Origin of the sequence: Methylobacterium sp. AMS5 (assembly GCF_001542815.1) — a bacterium.
In the GTDB taxonomy this organism is placed as follows: Bacteria; Pseudomonadota; Alphaproteobacteria; order Rhizobiales; family Beijerinckiaceae; genus Methylobacterium.
In genome coordinates, this window is the sequence record NZ_CP006992.1 from 618711 (window position 1) to 640823 (window position 22113).

The 22113-nt window shown below is 69.1% G+C and carries 17 protein-coding genes; 6 read left to right on the forward strand and 11 right to left on the reverse strand.

The genetic code is table 11. From position 1 onward, the window contains the following. Nucleotides 1–54 precede the first annotated feature (54 nt). From Y590_RS02855 to fliI, 4 genes are all read right to left on the reverse strand, one after another. Nucleotides 55–1107, reverse strand: a complete 1053-nt coding sequence (locus Y590_RS02855) for a lysylphosphatidylglycerol synthase domain-containing protein (RefSeq protein ID WP_060768555.1) — start codon at nucleotides 1105–1107, stop codon at nucleotides 55–57. 280 nt (nucleotides 1108–1387) lie between these two features. After that, a complete protein-coding gene (locus Y590_RS02865) occupies nucleotides 1388–1924 on the reverse strand; it encodes a hypothetical protein (protein ID WP_060768557.1) in 537 nt (178 codons plus the stop codon). Between the two features lie 316 nt (nucleotides 1925–2240). Then, nucleotides 2241–2645, reverse strand: coding sequence for a flagellar export protein FliJ (gene fliJ / locus Y590_RS02870; protein WP_003599595.1), 405 nt, complete (start codon nucleotides 2643–2645; stop codon nucleotides 2241–2243). A 95-nt stretch (nucleotides 2646–2740) separates the two neighbouring features. Continuing rightward, entirely contained in the window at nucleotides 2741–4096 is a 1356-nt protein-coding gene (gene fliI / locus Y590_RS02875) for a flagellar protein export ATPase FliI (RefSeq protein WP_060768558.1), read from the reverse strand. A gap of 438 nt (nucleotides 4097–4534) precedes the next feature. On the opposite strand from fliI, the gene ctrA reads away from it, so the two are divergent. Further along, a complete protein-coding gene (gene ctrA, locus Y590_RS02880; RefSeq protein WP_003599593.1) occupies nucleotides 4535–5236 on the forward strand; it encodes a response regulator transcription factor CtrA in 702 nt (233 codons plus the stop codon). A gap of 327 nt (nucleotides 5237–5563) precedes the next feature. On the opposite strand, the gene Y590_RS02885 is transcribed toward ctrA, so the two are convergent. Together Y590_RS02885 and Y590_RS02890 are read right to left on the reverse strand one after the other, a co-directional pair. Next, complete coding sequence (locus tag Y590_RS02885; RefSeq protein ID WP_060768559.1) at nucleotides 5564–5815, reverse strand: DUF3297 family protein; 252 nt, start codon at nucleotides 5813–5815, stop codon at nucleotides 5564–5566. Between the two features lie 33 nt (nucleotides 5816–5848). Continuing rightward, a complete protein-coding gene (locus tag Y590_RS02890) occupies nucleotides 5849–6475 on the reverse strand; it encodes a CatB-related O-acetyltransferase (protein ID WP_060768560.1) in 627 nt (208 codons plus the stop codon). Nucleotides 6476–6550: 75 nt separating this feature from the next. Between Y590_RS02890 and Y590_RS02895 the strand changes: the two genes are divergently transcribed. Both Y590_RS02895 and Y590_RS02900 read left to right on the forward strand, forming a co-directional pair. Beyond that, nucleotides 6551–8884: an NADP-dependent malic enzyme gene (locus Y590_RS02895; protein WP_060768561.1), complete on the forward strand. Its 2334-nt coding sequence runs from the start codon at nucleotides 6551–6553 to the stop codon at nucleotides 8882–8884. A gap of 102 nt (nucleotides 8885–8986) precedes the next feature. Continuing rightward, nucleotides 8987–10426: an acetamidase/formamidase family protein gene (locus tag Y590_RS02900; protein WP_060768562.1), complete on the forward strand. Its 1440-nt coding sequence runs from the start codon at nucleotides 8987–8989 to the stop codon at nucleotides 10424–10426. Nucleotides 10427–10674: 248 nt separating this feature from the next. On the opposite strand, the gene Y590_RS02905 is transcribed toward Y590_RS02900, so the two are convergent. The 5 genes from Y590_RS02905 to Y590_RS02925 all read right to left on the reverse strand — a co-directional run bounded on the left by Y590_RS02905 (nucleotide 10675) and on the right by Y590_RS02925 (nucleotide 17933). After that, nucleotides 10675–11559, reverse strand: a complete 885-nt coding sequence (locus Y590_RS02905) for a hypothetical protein (RefSeq protein WP_060768563.1) — start codon at nucleotides 11557–11559, stop codon at nucleotides 10675–10677. Beyond that, nucleotides 11556–13631, reverse strand: a complete 2076-nt coding sequence (locus Y590_RS02910; protein ID WP_060768564.1) for a glycosyltransferase — start codon at nucleotides 13629–13631, stop codon at nucleotides 11556–11558. Before Y590_RS02910 ends, Y590_RS02905 begins: the two co-directional genes overlap by 4 nt. Nucleotides 13632–13634: 3 nt before the next feature. Then, a complete protein-coding gene (locus tag Y590_RS02915) occupies nucleotides 13635–15656 on the reverse strand; it encodes a glycosyltransferase (protein WP_060768565.1) in 2022 nt (673 codons plus the stop codon). Beyond that, nucleotides 15656–16354, reverse strand: a complete 699-nt coding sequence (locus Y590_RS02920) for a hypothetical protein (RefSeq protein WP_060768566.1) — start codon at nucleotides 16352–16354, stop codon at nucleotides 15656–15658. Before Y590_RS02920 ends, Y590_RS02915 begins: the two co-directional genes overlap by 1 nt. Nucleotides 16355–16547: 193 nt before the next feature. Beyond that, entirely contained in the window at nucleotides 16548–17933 is a 1386-nt protein-coding gene (locus Y590_RS02925; protein WP_060768567.1) for a M20/M25/M40 family metallo-hydrolase, read from the reverse strand. A gap of 292 nt (nucleotides 17934–18225) precedes the next feature. Here Y590_RS02925 and Y590_RS02930 point away from each other — a divergent pair, with 292 nt between their 5' ends. The 3 genes from Y590_RS02930 to Y590_RS02940 are packed head-to-tail and all read left to right on the forward strand — an operon-like array spanning nucleotide 18226 to nucleotide 22034. Then, complete coding sequence (locus Y590_RS02930) at nucleotides 18226–18750, forward strand: (2Fe-2S)-binding protein (protein ID WP_060772127.1); 525 nt, start codon at nucleotides 18226–18228, stop codon at nucleotides 18748–18750. Then, nucleotides 18747–19763, forward strand: a complete 1017-nt coding sequence (locus Y590_RS02935) for an FAD binding domain-containing protein (RefSeq protein WP_060768568.1) — start codon at nucleotides 18747–18749, stop codon at nucleotides 19761–19763. The genes Y590_RS02930 and Y590_RS02935 overlap by 4 nt, the downstream gene beginning before the upstream one ends. 9 nt (nucleotides 19764–19772) lie before the next feature. Next, entirely contained in the window at nucleotides 19773–22034 is a 2262-nt protein-coding gene (locus tag Y590_RS02940; protein WP_060768569.1) for a xanthine dehydrogenase family protein molybdopterin-binding subunit, read from the forward strand. Nucleotides 22035–22113: the final 79 nt, after the last annotated feature.

The following is a 22113-nucleotide window of genomic DNA, read 5'->3' on the forward strand; positions in this document are numbered from 1 at the left end:
ACCGGCGGCGCGCTCGAGCGAGCGGCCGCCGGCAAGGGCCTCGCGGATGGTGGATCAGACCGCCTTCTTCTCGAGCCGCCGCTCGATCACGTGATTGTCGAGGCCGGGCGCGACGAGCGGCGGCTCCGGCGCGGCCTTGCCGTCTTTGCCCAGCGCGTTCGTGAGGCGGGAGCGCTCGAACAGCAGCACCACGACGATGGCCACGGCAAAGGGGATGATCAGGTAGAACAGGCGGAAGATCAGCACCGCGGCGAGAACCGGCGCCTTCTCGGCATCGGTCTGAAGCTGCATGGCAGTGAAGAACACGAGTTCGAACACGCCGAGGCCGCCCGGCGCGTGGGAGGCGAGCGCGACGGAGAACGAAGCGAGGAAGATGCCGAGCACCGGGATGAAGCCGGGGTTCAGGGCATCCGGCAGGGCGAAGTAGATGATGCCGGCGGCACCCAGCAGCTCCAGCGGCGCCGCGATGAGCTGGCGCACCATGATCCCGGGCCGCGGATACTCGATCTTGAAGTTGCGGATCGTCAGCGGGCGGAAGCGCAGCACCGAGCCGAGGACGTAGAGCGCGACGAAACCGAGTAGGCCGAAGCCGACCAACCGCGAGGTCGCGGGATTGGTCAGCACCGCCGGCAGCAGGTTGTCGAGCCGCGCGAGAAGGTTCGGATCGTAGACCAGAACGAAGCCGCCGAGCAGGATCGTGCCGAGTCCGAAGGTGAAGGAGCACAGGGCCACCAGCACCGCGACCTGCGCCGCCGAAAGTCCCTTCGAGGTGTAGGCCCGGTAGCGCACCAGGGCGCCGGAGAAGACCGAGGCGCCGATATTGTGCGAGAGGGCGTAGGTCGTGAACGAGCACAGCGAGACGAACCGCCACGAGATGTGGCGCACGCCCAGATGCAGCAGCGCGATCCGGTCGTACCAAGCGAGCGCAGCGTAGGCGATGAGGGTGGAGAGGGCGGCCAGCAGGAAGTGGTGGAGCGGGATGGCGGCAAACGCCGCCTCGATGCTCGCCCAGGACAGGGTCTTCAACTGGCCCCAGAGCAGGTAGCAGGACACCGCCACCGCGGCGAGGCCGATCAGGCCCCAGAAGACTTCACTGACTTTTTTCATGGATGTCCGCCGCCTCTCTCGGGAGCGGTCTCTCCTGCGCCACGACCGCGCGCATCGCAAGCGGGACTGGGCGACCGTCTCGATGGGGCCGGCTCTTGCCGTCAGATCATGACGCTTTCATGCCGAACGATGCGGCCCTGGCCGATTCGGCGGGTCTGGCGAGCATCGCATTCAGTGCGGCTCGAGCGGTCGGGAATGGCCCCTCGATGAACGCAGCGATCGATCTGGCAGGAAAGCACGGCTCGGCGGGAAGCCGTGCGGATCGGGCTGGCCCCCTGCCCTACCGCGACGGCGTGACCTGATCGATATAGGCCGCGTTGGAGCCTCTCGAAGGCGGAGGGCTCACCCGTTCGCGGCGACCCGAGGACCGACCCTTGATCGATCCCGGGATCGGACCTGCCGCGTCGAGCAGCTCCTCGTCCGTGATCAGGCTCGGGCGACGCGCGCTGGCCCGAGGCCCCGGTCCCAAACGCTGTCCCTCGTAGAGGTTGATACAATCGCGCAGGGCGATCGGGTCTCGAATGAAGGTGCAGTCATTCACATTCGGAACGGGCGCCGCCCCGTTCGGAGTGACGAGGTTCTGCGCGACCACGGCCGGCGATGCGGATGTCGGACCGAGGGTATCGACCCGATCGGCGATGCCGTCCGTCGTGACGGCGTTTCGCGCCGTCGCAACGGATGGGGCGTCCCCCAGATTCCACGCGATCGTCTGAGACCCGCTTCCATCCAGCGCGATGACGCGCTGCGCAAGGGCGGCGGAGGGGATGAAGCCGGCGATACAGGCCGCGAGCAGGACCTTGGTTCCAGACTGCAGCATGTCGCACCTATGCAAGAGCGGAGCGCGCCAGAATGCGGTTCGCTGCCGACGACATAGGTAAAAACTTCGTTTCCTTTTCGCGGTTCCTCCCCGGGGCCGACAGGCCGGCATCGGCTGTCATTCGGGCCCGCCCGGCAGGATCGAGGCATGCGGATCCTCCGGGGTGATGGCGGGGAACCGTGGACGCGCCCGGCCATCCTGCCGACAGCCGCCTCCGACCTGATGGCATCAGGCCGGCGCCTCTCGGTCCTTGTTGACGCGCCTTCCTTCGACGAACCGGCACACTTCGTCGGAATGCGCTTGAGGATCTCGCCGGTCAGGCCCGAGCCCGAAGTCCGATCGCGTCCATCTCGGCCTGCTCACGGGCGGCTTCGGCCGCACGTTCGGCGGAGCGCTCGCGATCCTCCAGGATCTCGACCTTCTTGAGTTCCTCGAACGCCTCGCCCAGTTCGGCCTTGGCCTCGGCAAGCTGCCCTTCAAGGGCGGCGGCCGACTGGCGCATGTTGTCCCGGCGGCCGGTCGCGGCGCGGGCATAAGTCGGGTAGGCGAAATGGGCCGGATCGGAGATCCCGGCACGGGCCTCCTCCTGCGAGACTTCCCGGTCGAGTTCGGCCGCCATGCGGTTGAAGTCGGCCATCATCATCTCGATCTGCGCCACCCTGCGGCGCTTCTCATCCACCTGGAACCGACGCAACCGGATCAGCGTGTCACGCGATTTCATGTCGGGCCATCCACTCCACGCTACGCCGGGACGCGACCCGATCGGCGCGGGCGATCCACATGGACCGTTATCCCGACGCGCTTCCCGAAGCCGCCTCACGCACCGCCGACAATGGCGGCCAACCGGTCATAACCCTCGCTGATGGAGGTTGCTTCTTCCTTACCCTGCCCCAGAAAAGCCGTCAGATCGGGCATGAGAGCGACCGCTTCATCCACCTCCGGCGACGAGCCGGCGCGGTAGGCCCCGAGCCGGATCAGCTCCTCCATGTCGGCATAGGTCGCCAGCACCTTTCGCGCACGACGGACGGTGGGGAGATGGGCCGGGTCGCAGGCCCGCGGCATGGTGCGCGAGACCGAGCGCAGGACGTTGATCGCCGGGTAGCGCCCCTGTTCGGCAATGCGCCGCTCCATGACGATGTGCCCGTCGAGAATGCCGCGCACCGCATCCGCCACCGGCTCGTTGTGGTCGTCGCCCTCCACCAGCACGGTGAACAGGCCGGAGATCGCCCCCTCCCCCACGCCCGGCCCGGCCCGCTCGAGAAGGCGCGGCAATTCGGAGAAGACGGTGGGCGTGTAGCCCTTGGCGGTCGGCGGCTCGCCGCCGGCCAGCCCGATGTCGCGCTGGGCCATGGCGAAGCGGGTGATCGAATCGATCATGCACAGGACCTGCGCGCCCTGGTCGCGAAAGTACTCGGCCACCGCCAGGGTCACGTAGGCGGCGTTGCGGCGCATCAGCACCGGCTCGTCAGAGGTCGCCACCACCACGACCGAGCGGGCGAGCCCCGCCGCGCCGAGGTCGTCCTGGAGAAACTCCTGAACCTCGCGACCGCGCTCGCCGACGAGGCCGATCACCGCCACGTCGGCAGCGGTGTAGCGGGCCAGCATCGAGAGCAGCACCGACTTGCCGACGCCGGAGCCGGCGAAGATGCCCATGCGCTGCCCGCGGCACATGGTGAGAAAGGTGTTGATGCAGCGAACCCCGAGATCGAGCGGCGGCCCGACGCGCCTTCGCCCGTGCGCAGGGGGCGGGTCGGCCCGCAGGGGATAGATCGCGGGCCCCTGCGCGAGGGGGCCGAGGCCGTCGATCGGGCGCCCGAGGGCGTCGACGGTGCGCCCGAGCCAAGCGGCGGAGGGGCGGATCGCGCCCGCCGCCTCGTCGCGCACCAGGGCCGGACAGCCGCGGCGCACCCCCTCCAGCGAGCCGAACGGCATGGCGAGCGCCCGGTCGCCGGCAAAGCCGATCACCTCGCACGGCACCGTCGAGGCCGCGACCCCGGCGCCCTCCACCATCACGTCGATCCGGCCGCCGAGCCGCATCGCGGAAACCGGCCCGGCCACCTCGACCAGAAGGCCGCGGATCGCCGTCACCCGGCCGAAGGTCTCCAGGGTCTCGACGGTCGAGAGCGCGGCGAGTGCCGCCGCCAGCCCCCCGGAGCCGCGCTCCTGCGTCATGTGCCCCGACCCCGTTAACCGCGTCCCGCCACCGAACCGGCCGATGTCTTAACACCGCCGGACCGCTCGCCAAGGCTCCTAGGCCTCCATCCGGATGGCGAGGCCGACGCTCGCGGGAACGGGAACGACGACGAATCGTCACCGTCACCTTTCCGCAACAGAGAAGCCAACCTGAGACAACAGAAGGAGTTAGCAGGGGAGGCTCATCCCCGGTTTCGGGAGAGCGCACGGTGTTGGGGAGCAGATCGCCAACGATCGGGAGAATCGCTGCCGGACTCGAAAGAGACAGTGCTTGCAAGCGGGATTCGGGTTTTGTTAACGGTTAAGGAATAGCGTTTCGAAAGTGGGAATGAGGGAGCGTCCGCCGTGGCCATCGGCGGACGACCGGCGGCGGCTTGTCTCAAGCGCCCCGAAACGGCCTGTCCGGTGGGGATCACGATGCGCGTACTTCTGATCGAGGACGACAGCGCCACGGCGCAGAGCATCGAATTGATGCTCAAGTCCGAGAACTTCAACACCTACACAACTGACCTTGGCGAAGAGGGTGTCGATCTCGGCAAACTCTACGATTACGACATCATCCTTCTCGATCTGAACTTGCCCGACATGTCGGGCTACGAGGTGCTGCGCTCGTTGCGCGTCGCCAAGGTGAAGACCCCGATCCTGATCCTGTCCGGCATGGCCGGCATCGAGGACAAGGTGAAGGGCCTCGGCTTCGGCGCCGACGACTACCTCACCAAGCCCTTCCACAAGGACGAACTGGTGGCGCGCATCCACGCCATCGTCCGCCGCTCGAAGGGCCACGCTCAGTCGGTCATCACCACCGGCGACCTGATCGTGAATCTCGATCAGAAGACCGTCGAGGTCTCGGGCTCGCGGGTTCACCTCACCGGCAAGGAGTACCAGATGCTGGAACTCCTCAGCTTGCGGAAGGGCACCACGCTCACCAAGGAGATGTTCCTCAACCATCTCTACGGCGGCATGGACGAGCCGGAGCTGAAGATCATCGACGTGTTCATCTGCAAGCTGCGCAAGAAGCTGGCGAACGCCTCTGCGGGCAAGAACTACATCGAGACCGTGTGGGGCCGTGGCTACGTGCTGCGCGAGCCGGTCGAGGGTGAAGACCGCATGGCGGTCTGAGCCCCATCCACCGGACCTCGCCAACGAACCCCGCTCCGGCGGGGTTCTTTCGTTTCAGGGACCGACGATCCGCTGGCCGAGGGACTGGGGGATCGGCTCACGGATCGCACGCGTTCCTCCGTCCCGTCGGTTTGCCCATCGGATTGGCGGCCGAGCCGCACGCTGATCGTCAGCTCGCCCTCGCCCGCGGTGCAGAGGGGCGTCAGCCGGTCCGTCTCGGCCCGCGCCGCGAAGCGATCACCGGCAGGGGCGCGAGGCCGAGGAGGGCGGCAACGGCCCGTCGGCGCCTCCGCACCGTTCCCTCTCGACCCCGATCGATCCGCCGAATCAGGCCTCGGCCGGCTCCTCGCGGAAATACGGCTCGACCGTGCCCTTGAGCTTCACCGTCATCGGATTGCCGGCCCGGTCGAGCGCCTTGCCGGCCGAGAGCCGCACCCAGCCCTCGCTGACGCAGTATTCCTCGACATTGGTCTTCTCGGCACCCTTGAAGCGAATGCCGACGCCCCGGGCGAGGACCGCCTCGTCGTAATAGGGGCTGTTCGGATTGACCGAGAGGCGATCGGGAGGGGTTTCGGACATGGGTCGTGCGTTCCTGGAAGTCGTGCCGGCCGGTTACGGCAATCGCGGCGCGCCCGCAACGGCACGCTCGGCCCGCGACGCGTCGATCAGCTCCGCCACCCGTCCGCTCTGCAGGAGCGGGATCCACCGCATCACCGTCTCATGCGGGAAGTCCCACCACGCCGCCTCGACGAGTGCGGCCGTCGTCGCCTCGTCGAACCGGCGGCGCACGATCCGCGCCGGGTTGCCGGCGACGACCGCGTAGGGCGGCACATCCCGCGTGACGACGGCGTGCGCCGCCACCACCGCGCCATGCCCGACGGTGATGCCCGACAGAATCATGCAGCCCGATCCGAGCCAGACGTCGTGGCCGATGATCACGTTGCCGCGCGAGGAATGATAATCCTGAGGTGCGTCTGCCCCCGGCCACAGGCCGGTCATCGCGGCGAACGGATAGGTCGAAACCCAGTCGAGCCGGTGGTCGCCGCCGAGCAGGATCTCAACCCGATCCGCGATGGAACAATACCGGCCGATCGTCAGCCGCTGGCCGGATTCGGGGAAGCGCACCTTCGGTCGGCCGTAAGAGTATGCGCCAATTGTGAAATTCCAGCGCCGGGCCAGCTTTTCCAGATGCAGCCGGGTCTCGTTGTGCGGGTTGCGCCCCCGCCTCAGCCGTTGCAACAGATGCCTCAACAGTGCCCCCCGCAAGAAGAGGGTGCGGGCGCGCAAAAACGAGCGGAAGAGGACGGCATCGCCATGGCCGACAATATGTCCGAGGATCTGAAGTCCGGGGCGCTCGTCTACCATCGACTGCCGAAACCTGGAAAGCTCGAGATCCAGGCCACCAAGCCGCTCGGCAACCAGCGCGATCTGGCGCTCGCCTACTCTCCCGGCGTGGCCGCCGCCTGCATGGCGATCTACGACGACCCGCAGGAAGCCGCCACCCTCACCATCCGCCAGAACCTCGTCGCCGTGCTCTCGAACGGCACGGCCGTGCTCGGCCTCGGCGATATCGGCCCGCTGGCCTCCAAGCCGGTGATGGAGGGCAAGGCGGTCTTGTTCAAGAAGTTCGCCGGCATCGACGTCTTCGACATCGAGGTGGACCAGAAGGACGTCGACAAGCTGGTGGACGTGGTCTGCTCCCTGGAGCCGACCTTCGGCGGCATCAACCTCGAGGACATCAAGGCGCCGGAATGCTTCGAGGTCGAGGAGCGGTGCCGGGAGCGGATGAACATCCCGGTCTTCCACGACGACCAGCACGGCACGGCGATCATCGTCGCAGCCGCGGTTCTCAACGCCCTCGAACTCGCGGGCAAGCGGCTCTCGGATGCCAAGATCGTCACCTCGGGTGCCGGCGCGGCGGCTCTGGCCTGTCTCAACCTGCTGGTCTCACTGGGTGCGACGCGTGAGAACATCACCGTCACCGACATCAAGGGCGTGGTCTACAAGGGCCGCGCCGAGCTGATGGACCGCTGGAAGGACGTCTACGCGCAGGAGACCGAGGCGCGGACGCTCGCCGAGGTGATCCCCGGCGCCGACGTGTTCATCGGCCTCTCGGCCGGCGGCGTGCTCAAGCCCGAATATCTCGAAAAGATGGCCGAGAAGCCGCTCATCATGGCCCTCGCCAACCCCTATCCCGAGATCATGCCGGACTTGGCCGAGCAGGCGCGGCCCGACGCCATGATCTGCACCGGGCGCTCGGACTTCCCCAATCAGGTCAACAACGTCCTCTGCTTCCCCTACATCTTCCGCGGCGCGCTCGATGTCGGCGCGCACAAGATCAACGAGGAGATGAAGAAGGCGGCGGTGAAGGCGATCGCGGCGCTCGCCCGCGAGACGCCGTCCGACGTGGTCGCCCGCGCCTATGGCGGCGAGGCCCGGCCGTTCGGGCCGCGTTCGCTGATCCCGAGCCCGTTCGATCCGCGCCTGATCGTGCGCATCGCCCCCGCGGTGGCCAAGGCAGCGATGGATTCGGGCGTCGCCGGCCGGCCGGTGGAGAATATCGACGCCTACGCGGAATCGCTCGATCGCTTCGTGCACCGCTCCGGCTTCATCATGAAGCCGCTCTTCTCCAAGGCGAAGAGCGACCCGAAACGCGTCATCTACGCCGAGGGCGAGGACGAGCGCGTGCTGCGCGCCGCACAGGCCGTGGTCGAGGACAAGGTGGCCCGGCCGATCCTGGTCGGTCGCCCGCGGGTGATCGAGACCCGCATCAAGCGCTTCGGCCTCGACCTCAAGCAGGGCGAACATTTCGACCTGATCGATCCCGAGGACGATCCGCGCTACCGCGCCTACGTCTCGACCTATCTCGAGGTCGCGGGGCGGCGCGGCATCACCCCCGATCTCGCCCGCACGCTGGTGCGCACCAACTCCACGGTCATCGCAGCGCTGGCGGTACGCCGCGGCGAAGCGGACGCGCTGATCTGCGGCCTGGAAGGCCGGTTCGAGACGCGGCTGAGGGTGATCCGCGACATCATCGGGCTCTCGCCCGACTCGATCGACTTTGCCGGCATGAGCCTGATCGTGACGAAGAAGGGCGCCTTCTTCCTCGCCGACACCCATGTCCGCCAGGATCCGAGCGCGGAGGAGATCGCCGATGTCGCCATCGCCTGCGCGAACCATGTCGGTCGCTTCGGTTTGACGCCGAAGATCGCGCTCCTGAGCCACTCCGATTTCGGCCAGTCGGACTCCGCCTCCGCGAAGAAGATGCGGCGCGCGCTCGAACTGATCCAGACGCGCGCGCCCGATCTTCAGGCCGACGGCGAGATGCAGGCGGATTCGGCCCTGTCGGAACTCGTGCGCGACCGGGTGCTGCCGAGCTCGAACTGGAAGGGCGCGGCCAACATCCTCGTCTTCCCGAATCTGGATGCCGCCAACATCGCCTTCCAGTTCGCCAAGGTGCTCGCCGACGCCCTGCCGGTCGGGCCGCTGCTGATCGGCCCGGCCAAGCCGGCGCATATCCTCACGCCTTCGGTCACCGCCCGCGGCATCGTCAACGTCACCGCCGCAGCGGTGGTGGAGGCGCAGGCCATGGCGCCGGTGGAGACGGCGCCCGAGGCAGAACCCGGCGTCGGGCCGCTCTCGGAGTAACGCAGCGAGCCTCGGGGCCCCCTCCTTTACGCGAGGATGGGCCCCGAGCTTGGCTGTGATTTTGCATTCAGTTCCGGGCGTTGAACGCGTCCGGAGTCTGCAATGTGTCTTGGTGACGATCCGACCTGTGCCGCCTTCGCCGAACATCGGCTGCGCTACCGGCGCGACATGGAGCCGGAGCGGCGGGCCTTCCTGAAGAGCAGCTTCGTCGCCACCGGAGGCGCCGCGGCCCTGGCGGCGGGCGGCCTTTCCCTGGTGAGCCCGGCCCTGGCGCAGAGCAGCGCGCGCCGGCTGAAGCAGACCGCTCACTATCACCTGCCGGCCCATGCCGAGACCATCCACTGGGGCTACTTCTCGAAGACTCTCAAACCCCAGGTCGAGATCGAGTCGGGCGACTTCGTCACCATCGAGACCCTGACCCACCACGCCAACGACGACGCCGAGCGGATGGTGACGGGCGATCCCGGCGTCGAGAGCGTGTTTCTCTGGACCAAGGAGAAGAAGGGCGTCGCGCGCCGCGGCGCCGGACCGGAGGATTCCAAGCTCGGTCCCGGCGGCGGTCTCGGCGTCCATATCTGCACCGGCCCGGTTGCGGTCCGCGGCGCGGAGCCCGGCGACGTGCTGGAGGTGCGTATCCTCGACGTGGAGCCGCGCCCCTCGGCCAACCCGAAATTCAAGGGCCGGACCTTCGGCAGCAACGCGGCGGCGTGGTGGGGCTACCACTACAACGACATGCTGGGGGCCAAGAAGCGCGAGGTTCTCACCATCTACGAAGTCGATGCGACCGGCGAGCGCGACTGGGCCAAGGCCGTCTACAGCTTCCCCTGGCCGGGCGTGACCGATCCGGACGGCCGCGAGCATCCGACGATCGACTATCCCGGCCTTCCGGTCGATCACACCAAGACCAAGCGCAGCTTCGACGTGCTGAAGGGCATCCGCGTGCCGATCCGCCCGCATTTCGGCACGATGGGCCTCGCCCCGTCCGAGGCGGAGATGGTGAACTCGATTCCGCCGAGCTACACCGGCGGCAACATCGATAACTGGCGCATCGGCAAGGGCGCGACGATGTATTACCCCGTCGCCGTGCCCGGCGCCCTGTTCTCGGTGGGCGATCCCCATGCGAGCCAGGGCGATTCCGAACTCTGCGGCACGGCGATCGAGTGCTCGCTCACCGGCACCTTCCAGTTCATCCTGCATAAAAAGGCGGATCTCGCCGGCACTTCGCTGGAGGCCCTCGACTTCCCGATGATCGAAACCGCAGACGATTGGGTGCTCTCGGGCTTCAGCTACCCGAACTACCTGAAGGATCTCGGCCCGGACGCGCAGAACGCGATCTTCCAGAAATCCTCCCTCGACCTCGCCATGCGCGACGCCTTCCGCAAGATGCGTCAGTTCCTGATGCGGGCGAAGGGACTGACCGAGGACGAGGCGATCTCGCTGATGTCGGTGGCGGTCGATTTCGGCATCACCCAGGTGGTCGACGGCAACTGGGGCGTCCACGCCATCGTCAAGAAGGCGATCTTCTCGGAGCGGGCCGTCTGAGGCTGAAGCCGCGCGGCACGGGCTCGGCGTCGTGCGGCTCTCACAGAGCGCTTTCCGACGAAGTGGACACCGGTTCGGCGATGAGAATGCGCGTCGAAACGAGAACCTCGAGACGCCGGCTTGATGCGGTCAGGTCGGATACGGCTCTGGCGCCCGGATCCTCTCCTCGATCCGCGTGGCCTCCGCCTTGTCCACCTGCACCGGCCGCCCGCCGCCGCCTCGGTTTCGCCCAAGGCCCGGGCGGGGGATCAGGCCGTCGGCCACCCCTCTCCTTTCGCCAGCAGCCGCGCCGAGAAATGGCCGCCGGGGAACACGGCCGCCACGCCGGGCCGCTTGAGGCGCAGGTCCCAAGCGCGCAACTCGGCGTAGCGCAGATGCAGCATCCGGCCGTCGCCGGAGCGGGAGACGAAGCAGCGCTCGAACGCGAGGAGCTGCGTCGGCATCGGCGGATGCGGGCCGGCGCCCGTGTCGATCTCCAGGGTGAGGGAGGCCTGCGCGCCCGCCTCGAAGGCGCGGAACGCGTCGAGCAGGGCGTCGTACTCGACGCCGTCGACGCAGAGCTGGAGGCAGAAGCGCGGCGCGAAATCCGCCGCGCGGTCGAGCGGGCTCTCGCGCAGAAGCGTCAGGGCGAAGCGTCCGCCCTCGGCCTCCGGCAGGGTGAGGCTGTGATCCTCCGCCACGCCGTCGAGCGCCCGCAGGCGGTCGGGCTCGATCGGCGAGGGCGCCGCCTCGCGCCCTTCCGCCCGGCCGTCGGTGCGGAAGTGCAGGAGCGGGTTGATCCCCGCCGCGACCACGTCGGGATAGCGGGCGAGATAGAGGCTGGTGCTGAAGCCGGGGCTCGGGTCGAGACCCTGCGCCGCGCCGACCTGCCCGTAGTGGCGCAGGGGGTCGAGCCGGGTCCGGCCGCTCTGTCGGCGGTAGAAGGCGGTGTCGAAATCCGCGTTCGGATTGCGGTCCCGGCGGGCGCCGAACCACGCGTAGTGCAGGAACGGGTCGAGGCCGCTGCGCGCCACGCCCGGATTACGCTCGCGGTAATAGGCGGCATCGAACAGCTTCGGGACGCGGCCGATCACGACGCGGCGCAGGAGCCCGCTGGCAAGGCCGACGAGGCGGGCGACGGGGGATGCGCTCATGCGACGACCTGCGCCTCGCACAAAGCCCGGATCGCGGCGGCGAAGGCCTCGGCGTCGCAATCCTCGGCGATGTGCCGGCTCCCCTCCTCCCGAACCGCCCCCCACAGGGCGGCGTCCTCGTGGAGCGCCACCAGCGCCTCGGCAAAGGGTATTGGGTCGCGCCAGTCGCGTACGAGGACGCCGGCGCCGTCCGCCCAGCCGACTTGATCGGCGAGGATCGGCGTGACGACGCAGGGCAGGCCGCGCGCCACCGCCTCGTGGACCTTGTGCGGAATGCCGGCGGCGAAGCGCGTCGGCGCCAGGAACACGCGGGCAGCATCGAGATAGGGCTCGGTCTGCGGCACCCGGCCGGTGACCTGCACACCCGGCTCGCGCGCGTAGCGGTCCCGGATCTCCGGCGCGATCCCACCCACGACGGTGAGGTGCGCTGCCGGCAACCGCGCCCGCACGAGCGGCCAGACGCTCGCAAGAAACCAGTCGAGGGAATCGACATTGGGCTGCCCCTCGCGGGCGAGCGCGCCGACGAAGACGAAGCCCGCGCGCCCGGCAAAGCCCGGCGTCGGCGCTTCGGGCCGGGTCAGGGCGTGGCCGAGCACGGTGGCGTTGCAGGCGCTGTAGCGGGCGAGCACCCGCGCCTCTGCGGGCGAGACGCAGACCACCGCGTCGGCAAGCCCGAACAGGCGCGTCTCGCGCTCCGCCTGCCACGCCAGATCGGCGGCCACCGCGCTGCCCGCGGTCGCGGCCTCCGTCACGAAGTCGCGCAGGGCGAACAGGGCCTCGGAATCGAAGATCACCTTCGAGCGCACGAAGCTGCGCGGGTCGAGCCCGGCGGCGTGCAGCGCCTGCGTGACGAACAGGATGTTGTGCGGCCGGCTGACCCAGAGCACGTCGTAATGGTCGCGCCGCTCGGCGATCAGGCGGGCGAACCCCTCGTCGCCGTTGGCGTAAGAAATCTCGATGCGCTCATCGAGGTCGCGGTAGCGCCGCGCCTCCTCCGCATCCGCCTCGTAGTTCGGGAAGAACGTCACCGCGTAGCCGAGATCCGCCATGGCGTTGAGGATGGCGTTGGCCCGCGGCAGGCCGGCGCCGAGATCGAGATGCGGCACCCGATCATCGACGTAGAGCACCCGCAGGCGCCAGGGATCGTGGTCGAGAAGGCCGGTCCCCCGCGGCTGCGGCCCCTGCGCGAACAGGCTCTGCCGGTGCCGGTCGAGGAAGCGGGCGCGGTTGCGGTCGAGCAGCGCCTCCACATCCTCGCGGCGGGCGCTGGTGGCGTTCTCGTAGTGGATCGCCGTGGCGCGCGGCTGCACGATCACCCGCCGCCCGGCCTGATGGCAGCGCAGGCAGAGATCGGTGTCCTCGAAATAGGCCGGGGCGAAGAGCGGATCGAAACCGCCGAGCGCCTCGAACAGGGCCCGCTCGATCATCAGCACGGCGCCCGAGACGTAGCCGACATCGCGGGTCGCGGCGTGTTCGGGGGCGAAGGGGTCGGCGTTGCCGCGTCCGTGGGGATGGGTGAGTTGTGCGTCGTCGCGAAAGCCCGCGCCGGATTCCTGCAACATGCCGCCGGGGAAGACGAGGCGGGCGCCGACGATGCCGGCGCCCTCATGATCGCGGAAGGTCGCGACCATCGCCGCCAGCGCGCCGGGCAGGAGATCGACATCCGGGTTGAGGAACAGGATGAAGCGCCCCCGCGCCCTTGCCGCGCCCGCGTTGCAGGCGGGCCCGAAGCCGGTGTTGGTGGCGTTCTCGATCAGCGTCACCCCGTCGAGATGCGGGTAGAGGGCGCGGGTCTCCGGCGCGGAGGCGTTGTCGACCAGCACGACCTCGAAGGTCACGCCCGCGAGCGCCTGGCTCGCGCAGAGGCGATAGAGGGTGAGCGCCAGGAGGTGGCGGGCATCGCGGGCGACGATGACGATGGAGACGTCCGGATCGGGCTGCGGCGCGAAGGCGAGGCGCACGCCGTTGCGCTGGATCGCCTCGACCATCAGCGCGGCCTCGGCCAGCGCCGCGCGGCGGCCTGTGCCGGGATCGACGGTGTCGAGCAAGGGGACGGCGGGGGTTTCGCTCATGGGCTAAGCCACGCCCTCCGGCAGAATGATCCGGCCGATCCCGTCATCGGTGAGGAACAGGAGGCACCCGCTCGACGGGGGCATGACCGCCGCGCGGAAGGACAGGCTCACGGGTAGCGGCGCGGGCAGGCGTCCGGTGAGGTCGGCATAGCCGTCGATCTTGCGCCGATGGAGCGGCGTGACCCGCTCCAGGCGCCATTCGGAAGCGCCCTCCCCCACCACCAGGAAGGCGGCGGCCGGATGGGTGCCGTGGACGAGCACGCCGGGCAGCAGGGTTTCGATCTCAAGGCGATCCCCTGCGCAGCCGACGATCCGGCCCTCCGTCTCCCAATCCGCCTGAATCCGGGCGAAGGCGCGGGCCAGCGCCGCGCGGGTTGCGGGCGGCAGTTTTCGTTCGCGCACCCATTCGGGCGACAGGGCGACATCGAGCGCGCCAAGATCGGGCGCCGCGCCGTCGGCGGACACCTCCGCACGGGCGAACCAGCGCTGACGCCGCGGCGTGTAGACCGAAGCCGTACCATGCCCGGGTCGCCGCTCCGTGGCGACCAGCACGCCGAGATCGGGGTCGGCGGCGGGCCGGGAGCGGGCGGAGGTTTCGCAAGTCAGGACGAGACCGCCGCCCTGGATGACGATCGACCCCGCATCCGGATTGGCCTTTCCTCTCCCCGCACGCGGGGAGAGGGCTCTGCCGACCTCGCCATCCGCAGAGCGAGCCGGCAAGCGATGGTGAGGGAGCGTCGACGAAGGAGTCTCGAGCTGATCCGCCCCCTCACCCTCGCTACCGCTCGTCGCGCCGACGACGTGGTCGTCACGACCCTCTCCCCGCCTGCGGGGAGAGGGGGACGTACGGTCACCTCCATGCGCTCTTAGCAACTCGATCAGCTCCACCTCGGCCGCCAGCGCCGTTGCGGCGTAGCGCGTGAACAGCGCCTCGCTCGCCCGCGTCAGCCGCGCCAGGGCCTCAGCGTCGGCGGCCACCGCCAGCACCGCCATCTTCACCGCCTCCGCGTCGCGGCAGCGATGGGCCGGCTCCACCGGCTCGAAGCCTTCGAGACCGATCTCGGTCCCGATCACCGGCCGGCCGAAGGAGAGCGCCTCGCCGACCTTCATCTTGAGCCCGGAGCCCATCAGCATCGGCGCCACGACGAGGTCGGCCTGCGCGTAGAAATCCTCAAGCCGGTCGAGATAGCCGAGCAGCCGCACGCCCGGTCCCTCGACGCCGGGCAGGCTGCGGCAGATTTCGCCGGCGATGACGAGTTCGGGCCGATCCGGGGTCCAGCCGTCGTGCCACGCGCGGATGAAGCGGCCGATGGAGAACAGGTTCGGGTCGTTGCCGTGGCCGAGAAAGCCGATGCGGGCGACCCGCTCCGGCACGGCGAACGGCGTCTGAGCCGGGAAATGCGGCGGCAGCAGCAGGACACGGCTGTCGGTCAAACCGGCGAAATAGCCGGCTTCCGCCGCCTGGATCGCCAGCACGACATCGGCCCGCGACAGCCCCGCCGCTTCGCCGGCCGCATCGGTATAGAAGAAGTTCGGCTCGGCGCGGAACGGGCGGTACTGGGTCTGGCGGCCGGCGAAGCGGTCGTGGGTGTCGATGAGCCGGAGCACCCCCGGCGGTACCCGCTCCAGGGCGCGCGACAGGAAGACGTAGTTCACCAGCACCGCGCCGGTCTCGGGGTAGGCGGAACAGTACCACGCGACGAAGTCACCGACCTCGTCCGGGCACCATTCGTCGATCCCGAACGCGGTGGAGCGCGTCTTGAGCGGGATCACGGTCCGCGCCTCGATCAGGAAGACGTTCCGGAACGTCCGCTCCATTTCCAGGAGATCGGTCGGCGGGTGCTGGCCGAAGCGGCGGTAGATCTGATCCTCGTGGGCGTAATAGGCGAGATCGATGGCGAAGCCGCCGCGGGTCAGCGCCTCGCAGGTGGCCGCCAACCGGCGCCGGTTTCCGGCGCTCACGGGCGCGGCCGGCATCGGTGCGAGCACGAGGATCGCGGGCTTGTCCGCGCGGTCGGGCGGCATCACGAGGCCCCTATCGTCAGCGCCGTGAAGCCGTGGGCGTGGAGCGCGAAGGAGCGCTCGGGCAGACCCTCGGGTGCCGCGCCCCAGACGGGTTCGAGCGCGAGTTGCTGGCGCGGGTGCCGGCCAAAGCGCAGCCGTGCCTCTGCAACCCGCGCACAGCCCCAGCCCGCAGGCGCGCGAAACAGCAGGCCGTGCGGGATCGCGGTGCCGCCCAGCGACCAGCCGTGATCCCCGGCGGCGAGGTCCGGCGCATCCTCGGCGACCGGCAGAGCGGCGACCGCCGCCTCGACGAGGCCGAACAGGCGTCCGAGCGGCGCGAGCCCGGCCGTACCCGACGAGAGCAGCGCCCTCGCGAGCAGGGTCTGCTCGTCCGAGGACAGAACATCGTTCGCGGCCGGCTCGGGCCGCACCACGAGGTCGCGGAAATGCGTGGCGAGGGTGACGCTCTCGCGCAACGCAGCACCCTCCACCTCGAGCGCCAGCAGGCAGACGGGACCGTCCGGCGCACCCGCTTCGAGGCCGGAAAAGACCCAGGTCACCAGTCGCACCGTCTCCGGCGCCGCGACATGCAGTGGAATCGGCAGCGACGGCGGCAGGGGAAAGCGCAGCACGCAGGCGCCGGGCGCGGCCTCCACGAGTTGCCCAGGTACGGATACAGTCCCGTCCCCCGTCGGCCGCACAACCGCAGTGGCGCTCATGCCGTCACGCCATCTGCCGGGGCGTTCGTCGGGCCTCCTACCCACAGCCTCATCCTGAGGTGCCGCGCAGCGGCCTCGAAGGATCGTCCAGATCCCGCGCGATCCCTGGAGGATCCTTCGAGGCCCGCTGACACGGGCACCTCAGGATGAGGAATGTGGCCTGGAAGATCCATTCGCATCGCCGCCGCGCCGCTTAGGCCTGCGCCAGCGCCGAGAGGATCCGCGCCCAAGAGCGCGTGCCCTTGTGGAAGCTCGTCAGCTCGTACTTCTCGTTGGGCGAGTGGATGCGGTCGTCGTCGAGGCCGAAGCCGATCAGCAGGGTGTCGAGGCCGAGGATGCGCTTGAAATCGCCGACGATCGGGATCGAGCCGCCGGCCCCCACCGCCACCGCCGCGCGGCCCCACTCGGCCGAGAGCGCGGCCTGGGCCGCGGCGAGCTGCGGCATGTCGTAGGGTAAGGCCACCGCCCGCGAGCCCTTGTAGCAGACCACCTCGACCGAGCAGTCGGCAGGGATGCGTTCGCGCACGAACGCCTCGAAGGTCTTCGAGAGCTGCTCCGGGTCCTGGCCGTCCACGAGGCGGAACGAGACTTTCGCGGAGGCCTGGGAGGCGATGACGGTCTTCGTTCCCTCGCCGGTATAGCCGCCGATGATGCCGTTCACGTCGCAGGCCGGCCGCGACTGGATCAGCTCGATCGGCAGGCGCCCGCGCTCGCCGGCCGGCTCCTTCAGGCCGATGGGGCCGAGAAACTTTTCCGCGGTAAGGCCGAGGCCACGCCACTGCTCCAGCAATTCGGGCGGCGGCTCGCGCACGCCGTCGTAGAAGCCCGGCAGGGTCACGCGGCCCTCTGCGTCGTGCAGGTCGGCGATGATCCGGGACAGGACGTGGATCGGGTTGGCTGCGGCGCCGCCGAAGAAGCCGGAATGAAGGTCGCGGTCGGCGCAGGTCACCTTCACTTCGTAATAGGCGAGCCCGCGCAGCGAGGTGGTGATCTGCGGCGTCTGCCGATCCCACATGCCGGTGTCGCAGACGAGCACCACGTCGGCCTTCAGCCGCGCGCGGTTGGCCTCGACCCATTCGGGCAACCCCTGCGAGCCGTTCTCCTCGGCGCCCTCGATCAGGATGGTGACGCCGACGGGCAGGTCGCCGTTCATGGCGAGGTGCGCCCGGCAGGCCTCGACGAAGGTCATGACCTGACCCTTGTCGTCGGACGCACCGCGGGCGACGATGCGCTTGCTGCCGTCGGCCTCCTCAATGCGCGGCTCGAACGGCGAGGTCCGCCACAGGTTCAGCGGATCGACCGGCTGCACGTCGTAATGGCCGTAGAACAGCACGTGCGGCGCCCCCGGCTTCGGGCGGTGCGCCAGCACGACGGGATGCAGCGAGGTTTCCTCGACGCTGGTCTCGAAGCCGAGCGCCGTCAGGTTTCCTTCGAGCCACCGCGCCGCCTCGCGGCAATGGCCGGCATAGGCGGAATCCGTCGAGATCGAGGGAATGCGCAGCCACGCGAACAGCCGCTCCAGGCTGTTGTCCAGATCGCGGTCGATGTCGTTGAGGACGGGGTCGAGTGCATCGGCCATGGCGGCTCCTCGAAGTCGGCGTGCGGGGCAAGCGTTAGCCGAGCTTCTCGCCCCGCGGAACCCCGGCCGACCGGGAAGCGCACGTCCAAGCCTCGCCGGTCCGTAATCGCGCGGCGCCGCCCGTTCCACAGGGATCAACGGAACAGGGCCACCTTGGAATGGTTATCGACACGACCCGGCGCGGGCCCCCGAGCCTACGCCCTTTCAAGACGCGCACTCCGTCCGGCCCCTCGCGACACCCACGGTGCCGCGTTTCGTCCATGCGGGCCTGCGCCTCATCACGGATGTCACCATGCTTATCGATAGCGGTTCGCCCGGCGCCGTCGGGACAATCGGCATCACGCTCACCATCAACGGCGAGCGGCGCGCGCTTCAGGTGGCGCCCTGGACCACGCTGCTCGACCTCCTGCGCGAGCGCCTCGATCTGACCGGCACCAAGAAGGGCTGCGACCACGGCCAGTGCGGCGCCTGCACCGTTCTCGTGAACGGCACCCGCATCAATTCCTGCCTCACGCTCGCGGTGATGAAGGACGGCGCCGAGATCACCACCGTCGAGGGACTCGCCGGCCTCGCCCAGCGCGAGGGCAAGAACAGCCTTCACCCGATCCAGGAAGCCTTCGTCGAGCACGACGCGTTCCAGTGCGGCTACTGCACGCCGGGCCAGCTCTGCTCCTCGGTCGGCCTGATGAACGAAGGCCACGCCAAGACGCGCGACGAGATCCGTGAGGCGATGAGCGGCAACATCTGCCGCTGCGGCGCCTACACCAACATCGTCGATGCCATCGAAGTGGTCATGCACCAGGGAGACGCCCGATGAACCGCTTCGATTACGTTCGCCCCAGCACGGTGGCGGAGGCGGTGCAGGCGCTGGGCAGCGACCCGGCGGCCCGCTTCATCGCCGGCGGCACCAACCTCATCGACTTGATGAAGTACGACGTCGAGCGGCCGGGCAAGCTCATCGACATCACCCGCCTGCCGCTCGGCGCGATCGAGGAGCGCGACGGCGGCCTGCGCATCGGCGCCCTCGTCACCAACGCGACGCTGGCCTACGATGTCCGCATCCGCGAGCGCTACCCGCTGCTGGCGGATGCGATCCTGGCCGGCGCCTCGGCGCAGCTGCGCAACGCGGCCTCGACCGGAGGCAACCTGCTGCAGCGCACCCGCTGTTACTACTTCTACGATACGGCCACGCCCTGCAACAAGCGCGAGCCCGGCACCGGCTGCTCGGCCATCGGCGGCGTCGATCGCATCCACGCGATCCTCGGCACCAGCGAACATTGCATCGCCACCCACCCCTCCGACATGTGCGTGGCGCTCGCGGCGTTGGAGGCGACCGTTCAGGTGAGCGGGCCGCAGGGCGAGCGCGCGATCCCGTTCGCCGACTTCCACCGCCTGCCGGGCGACAATCCGGCCAAGGACACCAACCTCGCGCCCGGCGAGATCATCCTCGCCATCGACCTGCCGGCCAAGGGCTTTGGCGGCAAGCACCACACCTACCTGAAGCTGCGCGACCGGCTCTCCTACGCCTTCGCGCTGGTCTCGGTCGCCGCCGCGCTCGAACTCGACGGCCAGACCATCCGCACCGCGCGCCTCGCGCTCGGCGGCGTCGCCCACAAGCCCTGGCGCAACACCGAGGCCGAGGCTCTGCTGCAGGGCAAGCCCGCCACCCGCGAGACCTTCAAGGCGGCGGCGGACCTGATCCTGCGCGAGGCCAAGCCGCAGACGACCAACGGCTTCAAAATCGAGCTGGCGCGCCGCGCCATCGTCCGCGGTCTGGAGCAGGCTGCCGCCGGCACGCCCCAGTCCCAGTCCGACAAGCGCATCCAGTAAGGAGCAGCCATGACCGTTCAGATCAGCACGGCGGCTGGCCGCGACCGTTTCGTCGGCAGTGCCGTCAGCCGCGTCGACGGACCGGCCAAGGTCACCGGCCTCGCCAAATATGCCGGCGAGTTTGCCGCCCCCGACCTCGCCTACGGGGTGGTGGTGTCGAGCGCCATCGCCAAGGGCAGCATCCGCAGCATCGACGCCTCCGCCGCGGAAGCGGTTCCCGGCGTCATCAAGGTGATCACCCACGAGAACCGCCCGGCCACGTCCGACAACCCGGAGGATTACCAGGACGCGGTAGCGCCCCCCGGTGCGCCGTTCCAGGCGCTGGCGACTGACCGGATCGTCTTTTCCGGCCAGCCGGTGGCCCTCGTCGTCGCCGAGGATTTCGAGACGGCGCGCTACGCCGCCTCCCTTGTGCGGGTCGATTACGGGGTCGTCGCCCCGCGCACCAATCTCGAAGCCCAGGCGCCCGAGGCCTACGATCCGCCGATGAAGCGCTCCGGCATCAAGCCGCCACCGGAGCCGTGGGGGGATGCCGAAAAGGCGTTCGACGCGGCCGAGATCCGCGTGAACGGCCAGTACCGGATGGCCGACGAACACCACAACCCGATGGAGCCGCACGCCTCCACCGTCGTCGTGGAGAAGGACGGCACCTACACCGTCTACGACAAGATCCAGGGCGTCTCGAACACTCACGACTACATCGCCAGCGCGTTCGGCCTGAAGCCGGAGCAGGTGCGGGTGCTGAACCCCTATCTCGGCGGCGGCTTCGGCTCGGGCCTTCGCCCGCAATACCAGCTCTTCCTGGCGATGCTGGCGGCCAAGGATCTTGGCCGCTCGGTGCGGGTGACGCTGACCCGCGACCAGATGTGGTCGTTCACCTACCGTTCGGAGGCGCTCCAGACCGTCTCGCTCGGCGCCGACCGCTCGGGCAAGCTCACCGCGCTCAAGCACGACGCGGTGCAGGGCACCTCGGCCTACGAGGATTATCAGGAGGTCGTCGTCAACTGGTCGGGCGTGCTCTACGACTGTGACAACGTCAAACTCACCTACAGCCTCGCCAAGCTCGATACCCCGACGCCGGGCGACATGCGCGCGCCCGGCGCCGTGACCGGCGTCTACGCCATCGAGACGGCGATGGACGAACTGGCCTACGCCACCGGCCAGGATCCGATCCAGCTTCGCCTGAAAAACTACACCGAGAGCGACCCGACCGAGGACAAGCCGTTCGGCTCCAAGGCGCTCAAGGACTGCTTCCGCCAGGGCGCCGAGCGCTTCGGCTGGAGCCGGCGAACCCCGCAGCCGCGTTCCATGCGCGAGGGCCGGGAACTCGTCGGTTGGGGCATGGCGACCGGCATCTGGGAATCGATGATGATGCAGTCGAGTGCGCAGGCCGTGCTCACCGCGGATGGCCGGCTCGAGGTCGGCAACCAGACAGGCGATATCGGCACCGGCACCTACACGATCCTGACCCAGATCGCCGCCGACACGCTGGGGCTGCCCCTCGACCACGTCACGACCAAGCTCGGCGACACCAAGCTCGCCAAGGCCCCCGTGGCCGGCGGCTCGTGGACGGCAGCCTCCTCCGGCACCGCCGTGATGAAGGCCTGCCGCGATATCGCCGAGCAGGCGTTCAAGCTGGCGCGCGGCATGGAGAACTCTCCGCTGGCCAACGTCAATTTCGAGCGCGTGGTGTTCACGAACGGCCGCATCGAGGTGGCGGGCGATCCCTCCAAGAGCGTGGCGCTCACCGACGTGCTGAAGGCGACCGGAACTCAGAAGTTGGAGGCGACCGGCGAGGCCGCCCCGGACAAGGACTTCGCCGAGGAATACGAGGCCTACACCCACTCGGCGATCTTCGCGGAGGTGAAGATCGACGAGGAACTCGGCCAAGTGCGCTGCACCCGCGTGGTCTCGGCCATCGCGGCGGGCAAGATCCTCAACCCGAAGACGGCCCGCAGCCAGATCCTCGGCGGCGTCGTCATGGGCATCGGCTCGGCCCTGCACGAGGAATCGATGCTCGACCACCGCATCGGCCGGTTCATGAACCACAATCTCGGCGAGTACCACGTGCCGGTGCATGCCGACATCCACGACATCGACGTGATCTTCGTCGACGAGGAGGACAAGGCGAACCCCCTCGGCGTGAAGGGGCTCGGCGAGATCGGCATCGTCGGCGTGGCCGCCGCGATCTCCAACGCGGTCTACCACGCCACCGGCAAGCGCATCCGCCACCTGCCGATCACGCCTGATAAGATTCTGGGCGAGGATTGAACCGTCCCGTTGCCTCGAAACCGGAGCCCCGTCGGCCCAGTGCCGGCGGGGCTTCCTCTTGAAGAGCCGGCTCCGGCGG